Source organism: Pseudomonas sp. A2 (assembly GCF_023100865.1).
GTDB classification, from domain to species: Bacteria; Pseudomonadota; Gammaproteobacteria; order Pseudomonadales; family Pseudomonadaceae; genus Aquipseudomonas; species Aquipseudomonas asiatica.
Genome location: NZ_CP039127.1, coordinates 2,510,608 through 2,530,243, shown reverse-complemented (window position 1 = coordinate 2,530,243; position 19,636 = coordinate 2,510,608). Strand labels below are relative to the sequence as shown.

Sequence of the window (19,636 nt, the reverse complement as noted above, 5' to 3'; positions counted from 1 at the left end):
GGGCTACTGCTGAGCCTTACCCGGCAAGCGGACGTCCTCGATGCCTGAAGGCTGATCAATGACCTCGCAGGTCTTCGAAGAAGGCCTGCCGTCCATCCACCTGGCTCGACGCACGCGGCGCTGCCGCCGCCTCTGCGTTGGCCGCCTCCACATGCCAATAGCAGTGCCTGACCGCGCGGGTTACCGCCACGTAGGCCAGGCGCTGCACCTCTTCCTTCTGCGCGGTATCGAACGGCTGGGCATCACCGGCCTTGCCCAGCCCGGCCTGGCGATACACCTGGTTCTTGTAGGGCGAGCTGGTCAGGTACTGGCAGTCGCCCAGCATGAACACTGCATCGGCCTGCAAGCCCTTGGCACTGTGGTAGGTCAACTGGCGCAAACGGCGCTGCTCGGCCGGCAACGCCGCTTCGGCGTGCAGCACGCCTTGCAGGTGCTCGTTCATCAGCGCCCTGTCGCTGCCCTTGCGGTAAAGCATCATCACCGTCTCGCCACGCTGGTAGTGCTCGATCAGCGTTTCACCCAGGGCGGCCTCGTCACGGTCGAACACTTTTACCGGCGAGCCTGGCAACTCGGCCGCCGGGCCACTGGCCCGGGCTTTCTTGCCGGCTATCGCCGGGGTGCCCTTGACCAGGTGCTCGGCCGCGTCGATCACCTGCTGCTGGCAACGGTAGTTGTCGACCAGCATCACCCGGGTGTTGGCCGGCGACGGGAAGGCCTTGGTGAACTCCATGAAGTACTTGGGCGAACTGCCACGCCAGCCGTAGATCGACTGCCAGTCGTCGCCCACACACAGCAGCGACGAATGCTGGGCATGGCGCCCGATGTGCATCGCCGGGCCGCGACGACGGATCTCGGCGAGGCTGGCCCGCAACCAGCTGACGATCTGCGGCGACACATCCTGGAACTCGTCGATCATCAGGTGCGCCAGCGGCCGCAGCAACGGGTCGGGCAGCAGTTGCAGGTTTTCCGGGTTGTTCTCGCCGAACAAGGCGAACATGCGGTTGTAGCTCATCACCGGCGGCGACTGGTCCAGCAGGTGGGCCTCCAGGGCCTTCCAGTACAGGGCCAGGGCCTCGAAAAACAGCGCATCGCTGTCGCCGGAGGGGAAGCTCATCGCCGCCACGGCAGTGTTCACTTCCAGGCCGAGGTTCTCGATGAAATTCGCCGCGCCGACAAAGGCATCGAGCAGTGGCGCCGGGGCCAGTTCGCCCTTGACCTTGTATTCGAAGCCGGGGCCGGCCACGGCATCACCGGCCAGCGAGGCTGCCAGGCGCCGGGCCATGGCGTAGTTGTCGAGCCAGATCAGCGGCTGGTCGCAAAATGCCTGCAACAGGGTGCGCTTGACCGCCCACTCGGCACGCACCGCCAGCTTGGCGCCGGGGCGCTGGTACTGCGCGCTTTCCGCAGGGTCGAAGCCCAGCACGAGCAAAGGCCCCTGGCCGGCCAGACGACCATGCACATGGAAGCGGCTGCCACGGATCTCGATGGTCTCGCGGCAGGGTTCGATGCCCTTGATCGGCCAGGCGCCGGCGGCGAACCACAGGTCTTCGATCACATCGCACAGTTCTTCGTCACGCTGAGCAGCCAGCTGGGTTACCTGGGCGCGCTTCTGCACATCGGGGTTGTTCGGGTCCAGCGGCTTCAGTTGCAGTGCTTCGCTGCGCAACAGGCCGACCAGCTCGGCAAAGCGCGGGCTCTCGCCCAGCAGGGTGCTGTAGCACTGGTTCAGCTGCTGGCGCTGGGCATCGTTCAGGCGCAGGTCGAACGGGTTGCTCTCGGCCTCGGCTTCACGCCCGGCCGGCATTTCGTTGCCCAGTGTTTCGAATGCGCGCACCTGGCCAAAGCCCGGCAGGCTGCGCACCAGCGGCAGGATGCGCGAATGGAACGTGCGCACCAGCTCGCGGGCCTGTGGCGGTTGCAGGTTGATCTGCCACAGGGCGAAAACCTGCAGCAGGCGCTTGATGAAGTCCTTGCGCGACTCGCGGGTAAAGGTGACCACGGTCATCGCATCCAGCTCGTAGCCCAGATAGTGGCGCAACAGCAGGATGCGCAGCACCAGCGAGGTGGACTTGCCCGCCCCGGCCCCTGCCACCACGCAGGTGGACGGTGTGTCACTGAAAATCAGCTTCCATTGCGCGGCACTGGGTTGCGCCTCGGCGGGCAGGCGCTGGGCGACATCGGCCTTGAAGCGCTTTTTCAGCTCGGCAGTCAGCGGCAGGCGCCAGTCATCGAACAGGTTGTCATCCCGGCCCGGTACGGCGGCGGTGTCGGGCCGGGTGTCGCGGATCACCAGCACCTGGCGCCCGGCCTCGTAACCTTCCACCCGCCCGCGTTCGAACCCTTCACGCACGCCATCGGCATGGCCACTGCGCTGGCCGCTGGCGTGGCCGAGGAACCAGGAGTCGCGGTGCTGGGCCTGCAGGCGGGTCAGGCCACGCCCCAGCAGGCGGGCCGCCAGGCGGCGAAACCAAGGCAGCTGTGCAGGAGGGGTAAGGTCGGCGGGGGCCTGGGGTTGCTCGTGGGCCACGGTCACTCCGTTGAAAAACAAAATCAGCGGGCATGTTCGCCGCATCGACAAAAAATCGCCAGCGAATGCTTGCAGATCAGTAGATTAGGCGATGAAGCGAATAAAACACTCGATCGTATTAAATCAATTTTACTGATTGTTTTAAGCCGATATTTACGCTTATTTTCGATGCTTTTTTGACGCATCATGGCCTCATTCCACTGATTCAAGGAGCACGACCATGCTGCAACTGCGACCGTTCGAAAGCCTCGGCCACGCCAACCACGGCTGGCTCGACGCCCACCACCATTTCTCGTTTGCCGAGTACTACGACCCGGCGCGCATGCACTGGGGCAACCTGCGGGTATGGAACGACGACCTGATCGCTGCCGGCAGCGGCTTCCCGCCGCACCCGCACCGCGACATGGAAATCATCACCTATGTGCGTGAAGGCGCGATCAGTCACCAGGACAGCCTGGGTAACAAAGGCCGTACCGAAGCCGGTGACGTGCAGGTGATGAGCGCCGGCACTGGCATCGTGCATAGCGAGTACAACCTGGAAGACGTCGACACGCGTATTTTCCAGATCTGGATCGTGCCGGAGCGCACCGGCGAAGCACCGCAATGGGGTACCCGGCCGTTCCCCAAAGGTGAGCGTGGCGAAGGCTTCGTAACCCTGGCCAGCGGCCGTGCGGGCGATGAGGACAGCCTGCAGATCCGCACCGATGCGCGGTTGGTGGCTGCCACCCTGCGGGCCGGTGAAACTGCCGAGTACCGCTTCGATACCGCTCGCCGGGGTTACCTGGTGCCGGCCAAGGGGCTGGTGGAGGTCAACGGGCTGCGTGCCAAGGCGCGCGATGGCGTGGCGATCGAGCAGGAGGAGGTGCTGCGGGTGACCGCCATCGAGGACAGCGAGATCGTGCTGGTGGATGTGGCCTGAGGTTTTCGCCTTGCGACGCGTTCTGTGTAGGAGCGGCCTTGTGTCGCGATCGGGCTGCGCAGCAGCCCCTCGATTTCAGCTGCGCTGCACATATTGCCGGGGCTGCTTTGCAGCCCTTTCGCGACACAAGGCCGCTCCCACAGAACTGCACATGACTCATTGAATTAGCAGGGACTCTGTGGGAGCGGCTTTAGCCGCGAACACCGGCGCAGCCGGTGCCATGCACCGCGTTGGATTCTTCGCGGCTAAAGCCGCTCCCACAGGGTACGCGGACCGCTTGCGAATTCAGTTCTCTACGTGACAGCGCAGCGCAAATGCATGCCCGCATGATGACTGCATGCACTAGCCTCGTGAGGCCACTTCGGCCAGCACCTCGGCCGCGGTAGTGACCTGGCGGAAGTGATGCTTCCAAAGGTCGATGCCCAGCTTGCCCGACCTGTCCAGCGAAGACCCTACAGTCATGTCCGTGACCAGGGTGGGCATCAGCCCCGCATCGAACAGGGCAAAACCGGCGGCCAGCACGCAAGTTTCGGTTTGCAACCCACATACCAGCACGCGCTCCACGCCCAATTGCCTGATGTAGTCGATGGCCTCGGCGCTCTGCCCGTAGCCATGCTTGACGAACACCTGGTCGGCCTCGACCAGGCTTTCGTCCTCCGCCGCCGGGTGCCAGCCGAGCTGGCGCTCGAACGGCGTGATCTGTTCATCGTGCAACTCGACCGAGGCAATGGTTGGGATGTTGGCCGACAACCGGCGCAGGCCATCGACCAGCCACTCGGGCGGGCTGAAGGTGGACTGGACATCGACAATGAGCAAAACCTGGCGCATGGGCGGATTCCGGGCATGGGCAAAGGCGCGGAGTATAACGCGATCGCCTGTGGCAAAGGCCTCAATGCCACGCTGCCAGGCTGTCCCCCTGGCGGAAGAATGCCCTCAGGTGCTCGACGAAACACGACACCTTGGCCGACAGGTTCAGGCGTTCCAGGTACACCGCATAGATATCCGCAGGCGGCGTATGGTAATCGCCAAGCACCTCCACCAGGCGCCCGCTGCGCAGGTGATCGGCCAGGTTCCACTCGGCCCGCAACAGAATGCCCTGCCCGTCCAGCGCCCAGTTCAGGGCGACCTCGCCATCATTGGTGCTGAGGCTGCCATGCACCTTCACCGATTCGCTCTGCTTGCCGCGGCTCAGCCGCCAGATACCGAACGCGGCGTCATTCTGGCGTAACACGATGCAGTTGTGGCTGGCCAGGTCCTTCGGCGCTTCGGGGGTACCGTGGGCTTCCAGATAACCGGGCGACGCACACAATCGGCGGCGGTTGGCTGCGATCTTGCGGGCGATCAGCCGCGAGTCGGGCAGCTCGCCAAAGCGGATGGCCACGTCGATGGCGTCGTTCGGCAGGGCAATGGGACGGTCGGTCAGGTGCAGTTGCACCTCCACTTCGGGATAGCGCTTGGCAAACGACGACACCGCCGGCCCCACATGGGTACGGCCAAAGCCCAGCGGCGCATTGACCCGCAGCAAGCCCTTGGGCTCGGCACGGCTGCTGGACACCTGCCGCTCCATTTCCTCGATCTCGCCCAATATGCGCTTGGCATTCACCAGGTAAGTCTCGCCCTCGGCGGTAAGGCTGATGCTGCGTGTGGTGCGGTTTAGCAGGCGCACGCCCAGGCGCTGTTCCAGCTGCGCCAGGCGCTTGGAGACCGCTGGCGGGGTCAAGTTCAGCTCGCGAGCGGTGCCCGCCAGGCTACCCACCCTGATCAGCTGGGTGAAGAACGCCAGCTCCGATACCGGATTCATAATTAACCTGAGGGAAACAATGAGTTGAATTTCATTGTATTACAGCATTTTTGAAAAACCATTACCTTTTGCCCTGCGTGATTAACCACAAGAAAGCTGGGCTCTTCGGCCGCCAAGGCCTGGTGTGACCTGCACCTTCACGAGCAGCCCGGCCGCCAGATAAATCCGACTCACAACAATAATTCGGAGACGGCAATGGCCAAGCGATTGTTCGGCAAGCTCTACGTACAGGTATTGATCGGCGTAACCCTCGGGGTGCTGATCGGGGTGTTCTGGCCGCAGGTTGGCGCTGATCTGAAGCCCGTCGGTGATGCCTTCATCAAACTGATCAAGATGGTCTTCGCCCCGATCATCTTCGCCACGGTGGTGCTGGGCATCGCCAAGATGGAAAACATGAAGGAACTCGGTCGCGTCGGCGTACGCGCGCTGATCTACTTCGAAGTGCTGTCCACCTTTGCCCTGGTGCTTGGGCTGGTGGTGGTCAATATCGTGCAGCCCGGCCAGGGCATGAACGTCGACCCCGCCACCCTCGATGCCAAAAGTATCTCCACCTACACCGCCGCGGCAGCCGGCAACAGCGGCGGCTTCATCGACTTCCTGCTGCATGTGATACCCGGCAGCGTGACCGATGCCTTCGCCAAGAACGAGATCCTGCCGATCCTGCTGTTCAGCACGCTGTTCGGCATCGCCCTCTCCCACCTGGGCCCGCGCGGCAAGCCGATGGTGGATGTGCTGGAAGCGTTCTCCCACGGCATGTTCTTCATCGTCGGCATGATCATGCGCGTGGCACCACTGGCCGCCTGCGGGGCCATGGCCTTCACCGTGGGCAAGTACGGGCTGGGCTCGATCGTTTCGCTGGGCAAACTGATGGCGACCATGTACCTGACCTGCTTCCTGTTCGTGGTGGTGGTGCTGGGCGCCATTGCCCGGCTGTGCGGCTTCAACCTGTGGAAGTTCCTCAAGTACCTCAAGGAAGAACTGTTCACGGTGCTGGGTACCAGCTCATCCGAGTCGGTAGTGCCACAACTGATGAACAAGCTGGAAAAGGTTGGCGTGTCCAAGCCTGTGGTCGGCCTGGTGATCCCCTCGGGCCTTACCTTCAACCCGGACGGCCAGTGCATCTACTACACCATGGCCGCCATCTTCATCGCCCAGGCCACCAACACACCGTTGACCCTGATGGACCAACTGATCGTGCTGGGTGTGCTGCTGCTCACCTCCAAAGGCTCTGCCGGCGTAACCGGCTCGGGCTTCATCACCCTGGCCGCGACCCTGGCGACCATGGACAACATCCCGGTGGCCGGCATGGTCCTGCTGCTGGGCGTGGACCGCTTCATGTCCGAGGCCCGGGCCATCACCAACACCATCGGCAACGCGGTCGGCACCGTGGCCATCGCCAACTGGGTGGGTGCGCTGGACAAGCAGCGTATGGCCAAGGCCCTGGACGGCCAGTTGCCGACCGAACCCGAACCCGAGGCCGCGGCTCCGCACCCTGCCCTTGCACGCATGGAGGCCGGCACCCCCGCACCCTGACCTTTCGAAAACCAGCAAAAAGAACCCGCCTTGTGATGCAGTGAGGAAATAATCATGGACAAAGAAACAGCCGTGTCATCGCTTACCGACGTGATGGCCAAGTTCACCGCCTATATCGGCAAGCGCCTGCCCCGCGACGTCAAGGAAAAAACCGCCAAGTTGCGCGCCGCCGAAACCAACCCGCTGGCCATCGCCGTGTACGACTCGATGGCCGATAACCAGGAATACGCCGACAAGCTCAACCGGCCAAGCTGCCAGGACACCGGCGTCATCCAGTACTTCGTCTCGGCAGGCGCGCGCTTCCCGCTGCTGGGCGAGATGGAAGGCATCCTCGAGAACGCCACCAGGGAAGCCACCATCCAGGGGCCGCTGCGCCACAATGCGGTGGAAACCTTCATCGAGAAGAACACCGGCACCAATACCGGCTCGAAAATCCCGTGGCTGGACTGGGAAATCATTCCCGATGCCGACTACGCCATCGTCGACGTGTACATGGCCGGCGGTGGCTGCACCCTGCCGGGTTCGGCCAAGGTACTGATGCCAGGGCAAGGCTATGAAGGGGTGACCGAGTTCGTCTTCGATGTCATTACCTCACGCGGTGTCAACGCCTGCCCGCCACTGCTGGTGGGTGTAGGGGTGTCGACCTCGGTGGAGACGGCGGCACGCCTGTCGAAGAAGGCCATCCTGCGCGAAGTGGACTCCAGCCACCCCAACGAAAGCGCGGCGATGATGGAAAAGTTGCTGGAGGAAGGCCTCAACGAAATCGGTATCGGCCCGCAGGGGCTGACCGGCAACAGCAGCGTGATGGGCGTGAACATCGAGTCTTCGGCCCGCCACCCGTCCACCATCGGTGTGGCGGTATCCACCGGCTGCTGGGCGCACCGCCGCGGCAAGATCCGCATCAACGCCGACCTGTCCTACGACATCCTCTCGCACGAAGGGGTAGTACTGTGAAGAAGATCCTGAGCACACCAATCAGCGACGAAGACCTGGCCAACCTCAACGTGGGCGATGTGGTCTACCTCACCGGCCAACTGGTGACCTGCCGTGACGTTGCCCACCGCCGGCTCATCGAGCTGGGCCGCGAGCTGCCGGTCGACTTGCGTGGCGGCGCGATTTTCCACGCAGGCCCCATCGTCAGGAAGAAGGATGATGGCAGCTTCGAGATGGTCTCCATTGGCCCGACCACCAGCATGCGCATGGAAAAGTTCGAGAAGCAGTTCATCGAGCAGACCGGCGTCAAGCTGATCGTCGGCAAGGGCGGCATGGGCCCGGAGACCACGACCGGTTGCCTGGAGAACAAGGCAGTGCATGCAGTGTTCCCGGGCGGTTGCGCGGTGCTGGCGGCGACCCAGGTGGAAGAGATCGAGCGTGCGGAATGGCAGGACCTGGGCATGCCGGAGACCCTGTGGGTGAACCGCGTGCGCGAGTTCGGCCCGTTGATCATCTCCATCGACACCAAGGGCAACAACCTGTTCGAGCAGAACAAGGCCCGGTTCAACGAACGCAAGGGGGCGGTGATCGAGAAAATCAACAGCCAGGTGCGGTTCATTAAGTAAGCGCGTGCGACATCGGCCGCTATGCGGCCCAATCGCAGGCTAGCCCGCTCCCACAGGGGTATCACCAAGCCTGAGGGCAGTGATATCCCTGTGGGAGCGGGCTTGCCCGCGAATGGGCCGCAGAGCGGCCCTTGCTGCGTCCTCCCAGGCCCTCAACCTGCCAGGTTGAAGTCCGCTACGGTCACCGTGGTTGCATCCGCCACCCCCACCAGGCGGATGGAGTCGGTAGCACCGATGCTGACCAGCGTGTCATTGCCGACATCGGCGATGGTGACGTTGGCGGCAAAGGTGGCCGCGGTAATGTTGAGGGCAGCGATATCCAGCCGGTCCTGGCCACCCTGCGGGACTGCATCGAAGTTGATGATCAGGTCATTGCCGAAGCCGGCAGCGAACTGGAAGACATCATTGCCATCGGTGGCCATCATCGTGTCGTTGCCGGCACCGCCCACGACGGTATCGTTACCCGCCCCACCGTTGAGGAAGTCATTGCCGGCACCGCCCTGCAAGGTGTCATTGCCAACGTCACCAAACAGCGTGTCGTTGCCATCGCCACCCTGCAGCACATCGACGCCGTTGCCGCCGTCAAGGTTGTCATCGCCGGCACCACCCTGCAGGTTATCGTTGCCGGTATCGCCGAACAGCGAGTCGTTGCCGGCACCGCCGTCGAGGGTGTCGTCGCCAGCGCCACCGTTCAGGGTGTCGGTGCCCAGGCCACCGAGCAACTGGTCGTTGCCGCCATCGCCGTTGAGGGTGTCGTTACCTGCCGCGCCGGTAATGATGTTGGCCAGGCCATTGCCGGTACCGGTGAAGTTGCCCGCCCCTATATAGGTCAGGTTCTCGACGTTGGCCCCCAGCGTGTAGCTGACCGCCGTGGCACGCACGGTATCCGTACCGGCAGCCGTAGCCTCGACTACCACATCCCCGGCGTTGTCCACCACATAGGTGTCGTTGCCCAGGCTACCGACCAGGCGGTCGATACCGGCACCGCCATCGAGCAGGTCATTGCCAGCACCACCGGTGATGGTGTTGGCCAGCGTGTTGCCGGTACCCGTGAAGTTGCCTGCCCCGGTAAAGGTCAGGTTTTCGACGTTGGCACCCAGGGTGTAGCTGGCAAGGGTGGTCTGCACCAGGTCGACACCGCCGTTCAGCGCCTCGCTCACGGTATCGCCGAGGTTGTCGACCACGAAGGTATCGTCGCCTGCACCGCCAACCATGGCATCCGCACCAAGCCCGCCGTTGAGGGTGTCGTTGCCGGCACCGCCGTCGAGGCTGTCGGGGTCGTTACCCCCATTGAGGATGTCGTTACCATCACCGCCGAACAGTTGGTCGGCGCCGCCAAGGCCGTTGAGCACATCGTTGCCGCCCAGCCCCGACAGCGTGTCGTTGCCCGCACCACCGGTCAGGGTGTTGGCCCCGGCAGTACCGACCAGCACCACGCCTGGCGGCGGCACCACCGCCGCAGTCGCTGCCGAGGTCAGCGTTTCCAGGGTGCCGAAGGCGTCGGTGTAGCTCACGACCACCCGCAACTGCCGGTTACCCTGTTCGAAGCCCGGAGTGAAGGTTGCAGCAGTGGCACCCGCGATGTTGCTGAAGGTGCCGCCAATGTTCTGCTGCCACTGGAAGCTGAACGCACCCAGCCCATCCAGGTCGGCGATACTGCCGGTGAGCGCGGTCAGCGTCTGGCCCTGGTCTGGCGTGGTGTCGCTGATCAGCACCGCACCGGTGGGCGCATCGTTGACGTTGGCCACCGGGTCGAGGATGTCGGAGGCGATGTTCTCCTGCACACCGAAGTCATCCACGTAGCTGACCACCACCCGCATGTTCTGCCCCACCTGGTTCTGGGTAAGGAGGAAGGTGCTGTTGATGGCGCCAGCAATGTCGACCCAGCCGGTACCCCGGTTGGACTGCCACTGGAAGGTGAACCGCGGGTTGCTCAGGCCGTCGGCATCGACAATGGTTGCCGGGTTGGCGGTAAGCGTCTGGTTCTGCACCAGCAGCCCGGTCACGGTAGGCCCGGCGGTCGGCGCATTGTTCGGCGCCGAATCGACGATTTCCAGCGTGCCCTTGGTGTCCTGGTACACCGCGCGTACGCGGATGTTCAGCCCCGCCACATCGTCGGTGACCCGGTAGGTGGTACCGACAGCTCGCGAAACCTCGCCGGCAGCAACGAAGGTGATGTCTTCATAGACCCCCGAACCTGGCAGGGTCTCTACTTGCCAGTAGTACGCCACGGGGCCGGTGATCGCACCGGTCAGGTTGGTTGCGCTGACATTGTCCGCATCATGTACCGCCAGCGGGGTAACCCGCAGCAGCTGGCCGCTTACCGGTGTGTCGTCACGCACGCCGGTGGCCGCGTCAAGGATCACCAGGCTGCCGGTGGGGCCGGCGTTGACGGCGGTACCCACACCGGAAGCTTGCGAGCCATCCGAGAACTGCAGGCGCTCGATGCCGGTCAGGCGGTCGACACCATCACGTCCGGCCACCGAGTCGGTGACGATCACCGAGTTGCCATCGACTACCACGCTGTAGTCGCTGGCCACCCCGGAGTACACCGCCGTGTCGTAGCTGTCGGTGCCGTTGAGGATTTCGCGAACGATCACCAGCTGGCCCGGGTTGTAGGTTCCTTTGAGCATCAGCGGCACCATCGGCTCCATGCTGTCGAAGCTGGCGATTTCCGGGCCGGTGCCGTCGCTGTTGGCGCGCACGCTGATGCGCACGTTCAGCCACTTGTCACCGTCGAGGATGTCGTCGCCGCCGCGGCCTTCGATCAGGTCGCTACCACTGCCACCGAGGATGATGTTGCCACCATCGTAGAACGTTGCACCGGCGGCCAGCAGGCTGGACAGGCCGTTGATCAGGCTGATGTTGGTCAGTACGCTGCCGTTGGCGCCATTGGTCGGCAAGGTGGCAGAGGTTTCGCTGTCACCACGCAGGAAGTCGCCATGAGCCGACCCCGACAGGCCTTCCATGATGTCGAAGCGCACCAGCGCAGACGCGCCCGAACCCGGCACCGGCGGCACATTGAAGAAGCGGTCGCTGAAGTCGACAGTCACGCCCTGAGCCAGGCCCTTGAAGGTTGCCCAGTCGTAGCCGGAACCACCGATGTAGCGGTCACCGAAGCCCAGGCTGCCGACCATGATGTCGTCACCGCCTTCACCGTTGAACTTGTCGTTCTCGTTGCCACCGATGAACACGTCGTTGCCGATGACCGGGTCGTTGCCGAGCGGGTCGAAGTTGTCGCCAGGCGCACCGTCCGAAGTGCCCTTCTCGATCCAGTCGTCACCTTCGTTGCCCATGTCCTGCTCGTTGGCCTTGCTGCCCAGGATGAAGTCGTTGCCCTGGCCGCCAATGGCTTCGGAGGCGTCCTCACCGGTAACGATGAAGTCGTTGCCGAAACCGCCGATGATCAGGTTGATGCCATTACCACCGTGCAGCACATCGTTGCCGTCGCCGCCCTGGATGTTGTCGTCACCACCCATGTCGCTGATGATGTCGTCGCCGGCACCACCACGCAGCTGGTCGTTGCCGTCGCCACCCTCTATGCGGTCGTTGCCGCCATCGCCCCAGACAGTGTCGTCACCCTCGCTGGAAACCAGGATGTCGTCACCGTTGGTGCCACCCAGCACGATATGCTGGTCACCGGCATAGCGGATGTAGTTGGTGTCCGGGCCTACTGTCAGCGGGCTGTCGCGGAACACCACCTGCTCGCCGTTTTCGCCCAGTGGGTCGGCATTGCCCAGCCCTTCGTTGAACTGCTTGCTCTGGTCCACTTCCAGGTAGAAGCCAACGTCGGAGAACACCAGGCCCGGCAAGTGGGTGGCCGAGGTGTTGGCCATGATCAGCTTGGCGAACGAGTTGCTTTCCAGCTCGGCGTTCATCGACAGGCCGGCGGTGCGCTCCAGGTAGTAGAAGCGGTCGCCGTCCTGCAGTTTCTCCATCTGGTTTTCGAACACGAAGTTGAACGTGCTGCCCAGCATGCCGCCGAACGGGGTTTTCGCCTCCGCCAGGCCACCGATCCACAGGTCGATGGCATCGACACCGGTCACGGTCACTGCCCGCAGGTCATCGACGGTGCCGAGCACGCCATCCTTGCCAGGCAGGGTGACGTTGGCGTAGGCGCCGGTGCTGTTGAGGAAGTCCAGGCGATCGGCTGGCGCGCCGTCGCCGCCGAACACCAGGGCCATGGCCGCCGCGCGTTTCTCCAGCAACGTGGTGGCCCCGGTGATGGTGCTGTGGGTGCCGTAGGCGGCGATGAAGTTGATCAACGACTCCGGATGCTTCAGGTGCTGTACCAGGTCGACCCAGCTGGTGTACGGCTTGAGCTGGGTATCGCCAGTTTGCGCGTAGATGTCCCGACGCACTGCGTTCAGCGAAGGGATACCGACGTCGCGGCCCCGAGCGATGTTGATCGCCGGCAGGTCCAGCGGCAGGCCGAGCAGGTTGTTGCGCAGCGCCTCGGTGACGAACTCATCGATTTCGTTACCGGCCTGGCGGGTTACCCCGCGCACGATGGCGCTGGTGGCATCCTCGGGGGTGACGCCACTGGCGGCATACGCCAGCGGGTTGAGGAACGCCGCGATCAGGCCCAGTTGCTGGTCGGGGTTGGCGCTGGCCGGGTCACTGATGACGGTGAAGTCGACGTCGAAGCGGTCGACGGTTTCGGTCAGCATCGAGTGGCCGAAGCGGTACACGGTGTGGGCGAATTCGGCCACGATCGACGCATCGAGGTCGACGTCATACACCTGGGTCGGGGCGAAGAACAAGTCGACCCGCGGCTGCACGGTACGGGCGAACTCCTCGAACACCAGGTGCTGGTACTGCATCTCGGTACCGAACTTGGCGGCCTGGAACAGCCGCTCGCCATTCCACACCAGTGCATCGATCTCGGCCTGGTTGGCCGGCAGCGCGCTCAACGGGTTGAGCAGCCACTCGTTGATGAAGGCCAGGTCACCCGAGTCGAGCACGGTGTCCATGGTCTGCGCCACCAGCCGGTTGTGCTCGGAGTGGAAGATCGCATGCACGGCGGTCAGGCCGATGTTCTCGTTGACCCTGCCGTCGCCGGCGATGTAGTGCGCATCGAGCAGCTCGTTGTCGTAGGCCAGGTTGGCGCCAGTCTGCGGGTTCACCGGCACGGCGTTGCCGACATCGGTATCAGCATCAGGCACCAGCACGCCATTGCTGAACACCGGCACGGCATTGTGGGCGATGTCGGCAAGGAACTGGTGACCGGTGCGCACGGCGTTGGTCAGGTCGATCGGCGCCAGCGGGTTGCCCTCGACCTGCTGGTCGTCGGCCGTGCCGGCAATGCCGTCGGCGCCTTTCATGATCACCATCGGGAAGCCGTTGGGCCCCTTGATGAAGTTGCCGTAGGCATCGGTCGCCAGCAGCGGCACGTTGTCTACGTCTGCATCGGTCAGGTTTATGCCCAGTACGTCACGAGCTTGGGCCTTGACCACCTTCCAGGTCGCCATGCCACCAATTTCGGTGTCGTCGGCGGTACCGTAGCGGCCGTCGGCGCCCAGGTCCCGGTTGGTGATCAACCGGCCGGTGGCAATAGGCCCGTCGTCAGTCAGCACATAGCCGCGCAGGAACACCTGGTGCGAGGGGTGCGAGCTGTAGGTCTGGTTCTGGTCCACGAACGGCGAGGTGGTATTGGTGTGCTCGTGGATGTCGTCGGCCGTGCCAAGCACGCCGTCCGGTCCAGGCTGGTTGGTCGCACGTGTCACCACCATGAAGTTGGTGAAACCGCCCTCCACGTACAGCGGGTCATCCGGTTGCAGCGGGATGTAGATGGTGCCCGAGCCCCCCTTGGTGACCAGGTCCAGGCCATGGTCGAAGAACTGCCCGAAGAAGGTCATCCAGGCGTTGAACGGCGCGGACAGGCCGGCATCGGCGGCGGTGTTCTCGAACAGGTAAACGTCGTGATCGTCGTCGGTGCCGAACTGGCCGTCCAGGCCCGGGCTGGCGACAATGCGCACGCCGTCCTTGAGCACGTCGTCATTGCCCTCGACGCCGAAGTTGAGCACGCCGTCCGCACCCGGATCATACGCGGTGGCATAGGCCGCCGGGTTGTTGGAGGTCTGGTCGACGATCAGGTTACTGATGGTGCGCGGCTGCGAGTCGAATACCGGGCCACTGGTCTGCTCGTACGACGAGCCCGGAATGGCCGGCGAGCCAGGGCCGAAGAAGCCGGCCGGTGCACCTTCGGCCGGGTTGAACACCGGGTCGGTCACGCGCGGGAAGACGTTGTCGGCCGCACCGAACTCGGTGTTGTTGATGCCGTTGAGGTTCATCAGGTTGTTGTTCGAACCATCCACCGCCCGCAGGCCGAGTGGCGCACGAATGTTGGGCAGCAGCGAGAGGATGTCTGCCCCGTTGGCGTCGGCCTCGGCGATCTTGATCTGCTCGAGGATGAAGTTGAGGTCGGAGCGCACCATGTGCAGCCCGGCACCGCCTGCGGTGGCATCCACCACCGGCGTGACTGGCGTCGGTACCACAGGCGCGCCCGGTTGCACCACGGTGGTGGGCTGGGAGAACAGCACTTCGGTGGTGCCATGGGCGTCCTGGTAGATCGCCTTGACCCGCAACGACAACCCGGCCAGGTCCGGCGACACCTTGAACGTGGTGCCGTCGGCGCTCTGGAACGCCAGGTCGCCTGCCGGCAGCAGGATGATGTCTTCGAACACACCACTGCCCGGGGTGGCCTCGAACTGCCAGTAGTACGACACCGAACGGTCAGCGAGTGTGCCAAGCGGGTTGCCGGCGCTGATGTTGTCGGCATCCCGCACGCCGGCCACGTTTACCGTAAGGAGGTCGCCCACGGTAATCGCGCCGCCGTTGTTATCAGTAACGGCCGGGCTGCCGACAGGCTGCGCATTCTGCCCTTCCACCAGCACCCGCTGGCTGTCGGCGAACTGCAGGCGCTCGATGTGCAGCAGGGTATCGACGCCATCGCGGCCGGCCACGTTGTCGGTCACCGTCCAGACGTCATCGGAAGTGTCCAGCGTACCTTTGGTGTTCTGCGTCACCGTGTACTCGCTCTGCACCCCCGAAAACACCGCCGTGTCGAACGCCGCCCCACCCGTCGAGGTGCCGGGCAGGATTTCCCGCACGGCCTTGAGCTGGCCAGGGTTGTAGGTGCGGTCGAGCATGAACGGAATCATGTCGACCATGCTGTCGAAGCTGGCGATTTCAGGGCCGGTGTGGTTGACGTCTCCCGGCGCGTACACGGCGATGCGCACGTTGAGCCACTTGTCGCCGTCGATCAGGTCATCACCGCCACGGCCTTCGATCAGGTCGCTGCCGTTGCCGCCGAGCATGATGTTACCGGTGGCAAAGCCGGTGGTCGGCAATCCGGCATCGGCCAGGAACTGCTGCAGGCCACGGATCAGCGCCACGTTGGTCAGCGCACTACCGGTAGCACCACCATGGTTGAGGATGGTCACGGCATCGACATTATCGCCCTTGAGCACATCGGCGAAGTTCGAACCGGACACGCCCTCGACCTCGGCGAAGCGGTCGAGGATTGAGGCCGGCGAGGCGCCGACCGGGTTGAAAATACCGGTGTTCTGGTTCGGTGCGTTGCCATGAGGCTGAGCCAGGGCGGCCAGGGTCAGGTCGACGGTGACGCCGACCTGGTCATTCTTGTTGGTAACCCAGTCGAAACCGGACATGCCATCCATCTTGTCCTGGGCATCGCTGCCGACAAAGATGTCATCGCCGCCCTCGCCGATCATTTCGTCGAAGCCGCCACCACCGACGAAGATGTCGTTGCCGACCACTTCGTCACCCAGCAGCGGCGCAAAGTTGTCGCCGGGCGCACCGTCCTGGGTGCCCTTCTCGATCCAGTCGTCACCCTCGTTGCCGGTCGGTGGCAGGTTGGTCTTGGCGCCGAGAATGAAGTCGTCGCCCTGGCCGCCGAAGGTGGTGCTGATGTCTTCGGTGGTGATGATGAAGTCCTGGCCGTTGCCGCCCAGGATCAGGTTGCCGCCCACCAGCATGCTGCCGGCGACGATCACATCGTTGCCGTCGTTGCCTTCCAGGCGGTTGTCGCCGAACGAGTCGGTGATGATGTCGTCACCGGCGCCGCCCAGTACCGCATCGTTGCCCGCACCGCCTTCCAGGGTGTCGTTGCCGGCGTCACCGTATAGGGTATCGTCGCCCTCACTGGAGATGATGATGTCGTTGCCGGAGGTGCCGCCCAGCACCACGTGGTCTTCGCCGGTGTAATGCAGGAAGTTGGTGTCGGTACCCACGGTATCGGGGTTGTCGCGAATCACCAGCGGCACCACTTCGACACCGTTGATCATGATGCCGCCCGTCGGGTCGGCCCGGCCGTCGGCGCCCAGGCCGGTGAACTGCTTGGTCTGGTCCACCTCCAGGGTGAAGGTGGGCGTGAGGAAAACGGTGTTCGACAGGTGGGTGACATCGGAGTTGAGCATGATCAGCTTGGCGAAGGAGTTGTTCTCCAGTTCGGTGCCGAAGTTCATGCCCGCCGTACGCGACAGGTAGTAGAACCGATCGCCGTTCTGCAGGGCTTCCAGCTGGGTTTCGAAGACGAAGTTGAAGCTGGAGCCGAGCATGCCGCCGAATGGCATTTTCTGCTCGGCCAGGCCGCCGACCCAGAAGTCGATGGCATCGACACCGGTCACGGTCACCCCGGTGATGTCATCGGCGGTGCCGGCGATGCCGTCGGCGCCGGCCAGTGTCACGTTGGCATAGGCGCCGGTGCCGTTGAGGAAGGCCAGACGGTCCTCTGGCGCGCCGTCACCGCCAAGCACCAGCGCCACGGCGGCGGCGCGCTTGGCCGCTTCGGTGTCCGCCCCGGTGATGGTGGCGTGGGTACCGTAGGCGGCGATGAAGTTGATCAGCGACGCCGGGTGCTTGAGGTGGTCGGCAAAGTCGGCCCAGCTGATGTAGGGCTTGAGCTGGCTGTCGCCAGTCATGGCGTAGAACTCGCGGCGCGCCTCGTTCAGGGTGGGGATGCCGGTGTCACGGCCACGCGCGATGTTCAGCGCAGGCAGGTCCAGCGGCAGGCCGAGCAGGTTGTTGCGCAGCGCTTCGGTGACGAACTCGTCGATTTCATTGCCCAACTGGCGGGTGACACCGCGGATGATCGCACCGGCCGCTTCATCGGCAGTGGCGCCACTGCCGGCGAATGCCAGCGGGTTGAGGAAGGCAGCGATCAGGCCCAGCTGCGGGTCGTCATTCACCGTGGCGAACGTCGGGTCGTAGCGGTCGACGGTTTCGGTCAGCATCGAGTGGCCGAAGCGGTAAACCACGTGGGCGAATTCGGCGAGGATGGCCGGGTCGATCGAGGTGTCATAGCCGTTGGGGGCGAGAAACTCGTCGATCTGCGGCTGAATGGTGCGGGCGAACTCCTCGAACACCAGGTGCTGGTACTGCATTTCGGTGCCGAACTTGGCAGCCTGGAACAGCCGCTCGCCGTCCCATACCAGCGCGGCGATTTCGGCGGGCGTGGTGGGGATGGCAGCGACATCATCGATCAGCCACTGGTTGAGAAACGCCAGGTCACCGGCGGCCAGCAGGGTGTCCTTGGTCTGCTGCACCAGGCGGTTGTGCTCGGAGTGGAACACATGGTGCACGGCGGTCAGGCCGATGTTCTCGTTCACCCGGCCGTCGCCGGCGATGTAGTGGGCGTCGAGCAGTTCGTTGTCATAGGTCAGGTTGTTGCCGCCAGGCCCGGTTGGCTGCGCGTTGCCGACGGCAATATCGGCGTCGGCCTGCAGCACACCGTTCACGATCACCGGCGCGGCGTTGTGGGCGATGTCGTCAAGGAAGCCATGCCCGGTGCTCACGGCATTGGCCAGGCTGATAGGCGCGTCGCGGTTGCCTTCGACCAGCGTGGTGACGTCGTCGGCGGTGCCGGCGATGCCGTCAGCGCCATTGTTCACGCGCATCACCACCTGTGGCATGCCGTTGGGCCCACGCAGGAAGTTGCCGTAGGGGTCGGTGGCCAGCAGTGGCACGCTGTGCACATCGGCGTCGGTCAGGTTTATGCCGAGCAGGTCGCGGGCCTGGGCCTTGACCACTGCCCAGGTGGCCATGCCACCGCTTTCACCATTGCCATCGTCGGCGGTGCCGAAGCGGCCATCGGCGCCCAGGTCACGGTTGGTGATCAACCGCCCGGTGGCTACCGGGTCGCCTGCGGCATTGAGCGTGTATTCACGCAGGAACACCTGGTGCGAGGGGTGCGAGCTGTAGGTCTGGCTCTGGTCGACGAACGGCGAGGTAGCGTTGGTCTGGCCATCGTCGGCGGTACCCACCACACCATCGGCGCCTGCAGTACGCACGGCGCGCGGCAGCACCATGAAGTTGGTCGGGCTACCTTCGACGTACAGCGGGTCGTCCGGCTGCAGCGGGATGAACACGACGTCGGTGCTGCTCTTGGTGACCAGGTCCAGGCCGTGGTCGAAGAACTGGCCGAAGAAGGTCATCCAGGCGTTGAAGCCGGCGGTCAGGCCGACGTCGGGCGACACGTTGGGGATGAAGAACACCTCCGTGTCGTCAGCGGTGCCGAATACCCCGTCGATGCCGGGGCTGATCACCGGGGCGGCGCCGCCATTGGCTTCGACCGCTGCCGGGTTGTTCGCCGTCTGGTCGACGATCAGGTTGCTGATGGTGCGGGGTTGCGAGTCGATGACCGTGCCGGTGCCGGCATAGTCGCCGGTGAAGGATGGGCTGAGCAGGCGCAGAAACGAAGTGTCGGCGGCGCCGAACTCGCTCTGCCCGGTCACCAGGTTGTTGTAGCTGCCGTCCACGGTACGCAGGCCGAACGGCACCTGGCTGTTGGGCAGCAGGTCGATCAGGCTGGCGCCATCGGCATGCGCTTCGGCGATGAAGATCTGCTGAAGGATGAACTCCAGGTCCGACTTGCTGAAATCTGCCATTTCAATTGCCCTCGATCTGTCGGGAGATGACTCAGGGCAACAGGGTCCTTCCCGCGCCCAGTCAATGTGACGTGCGCAGTTCTGATTCTGGGTTCTGGGGCAGTTGGGCACTACGGTGCTGCGTTATCGCCACTGGCCTCATCGCCGGCAAGCCGGCTCCCACAGGAACGGCGGGAACCTTGTAAATGGTGCGATACAGGTTGGTACCGCACACACATCGACCCCAGCTCGCACAGGGTCCGAATACTTCAGACTAAAGTCGTAGAAGAAAAGCTTGTCAATATCCCGTCAAAAATTCATGCAACGCTGACAATGCTATACAACTTGCTGTTTTTCATGGCACTTATGAAAAGTTCAAAGTTTTTATAGAGCAAAACGATATTACCG

General features: G+C 63.8%; 8 protein-coding genes. 4 read left to right on the top strand and 4 right to left on the bottom strand.

The window, feature by feature from the left end; genetic code table 11:
• Window positions 1-55: 55 nt before the first annotated feature.
• The gene (locus tag E5221_RS11750; protein ID WP_061302471.1) at window positions 56-2,572 is read right to left on the bottom strand and encodes a UvrD-helicase domain-containing protein; all 2,517 of its coding nucleotides are present in this window, start codon (window positions 2,570-2,572) and stop codon (window positions 56-58) included.
• Window positions 2,573-2,747: 175 nt separating this feature from the next.
• Here E5221_RS11750 and E5221_RS11745 point away from each other — a divergent pair, with 175 nt between their 5' ends.
• Window positions 2,748-3,446, top strand: coding sequence for a pirin family protein (locus E5221_RS11745; protein ID WP_013972071.1), 699 nt, complete (start codon window positions 2,748-2,750; stop codon window positions 3,444-3,446).
• A 342-nt stretch (window positions 3,447-3,788) separates the two neighbouring features.
• Here the strand turns inward: E5221_RS11745 and E5221_RS11740 are convergent, their stop codons facing one another.
• Together E5221_RS11740 and E5221_RS11735 are read right to left on the bottom strand one after the other, a co-directional pair.
• Complete coding sequence (locus E5221_RS11740; protein WP_247847478.1) at window positions 3,789-4,274, bottom strand: isochorismatase family protein; 486 nt, start codon at window positions 4,272-4,274, stop codon at window positions 3,789-3,791.
• A 61-nt stretch (window positions 4,275-4,335) separates the two neighbouring features.
• Window positions 4,336-5,247, bottom strand: coding sequence for a LysR substrate-binding domain-containing protein (locus tag E5221_RS11735; RefSeq protein WP_247847477.1), 912 nt, complete (start codon window positions 5,245-5,247; stop codon window positions 4,336-4,338).
• Between the two features lie 195 nt (window positions 5,248-5,442).
• Between E5221_RS11735 and E5221_RS11730 the strand changes: the two genes are divergently transcribed.
• From E5221_RS11730 to ttdB, 3 genes are read left to right on the top strand one after another with little or no spacing between them, the layout of a single operon-like run.
• Window positions 5,443-6,780: a dicarboxylate/amino acid:cation symporter gene (locus E5221_RS11730; RefSeq protein ID WP_023661378.1), complete on the top strand. Its 1,338-nt coding sequence runs from the start codon at window positions 5,443-5,445 to the stop codon at window positions 6,778-6,780.
• Window positions 6,781-6,834: 54 nt separating this feature from the next.
• Entirely contained in the window at window positions 6,835-7,734 is a 900-nt protein-coding gene (ttdA, locus tag E5221_RS11725) for a L(+)-tartrate dehydratase subunit alpha (protein ID WP_013972067.1), read from the top strand.
• Window positions 7,731-8,339 (top strand): L(+)-tartrate dehydratase subunit beta, encoded by a 609-nt coding sequence (gene ttdB, locus E5221_RS11720; RefSeq protein WP_003259286.1) that lies wholly within the window; start codon window positions 7,731-7,733, stop codon window positions 8,337-8,339. The genes ttdA and ttdB overlap by 4 nt, the downstream gene beginning before the upstream one ends.
• A gap of 152 nt (window positions 8,340-8,491) precedes the next feature.
• Here ttdB and E5221_RS11715 read toward each other — a convergent pair whose 3' ends face one another.
• Window positions 8,492-19,249 (bottom strand): peroxidase family protein, encoded by a 10,758-nt coding sequence (locus E5221_RS11715; protein ID WP_247847475.1) that lies wholly within the window; start codon window positions 19,247-19,249, stop codon window positions 8,492-8,494.
• Window positions 19,250-19,636 lie beyond the last annotated feature (387 nt).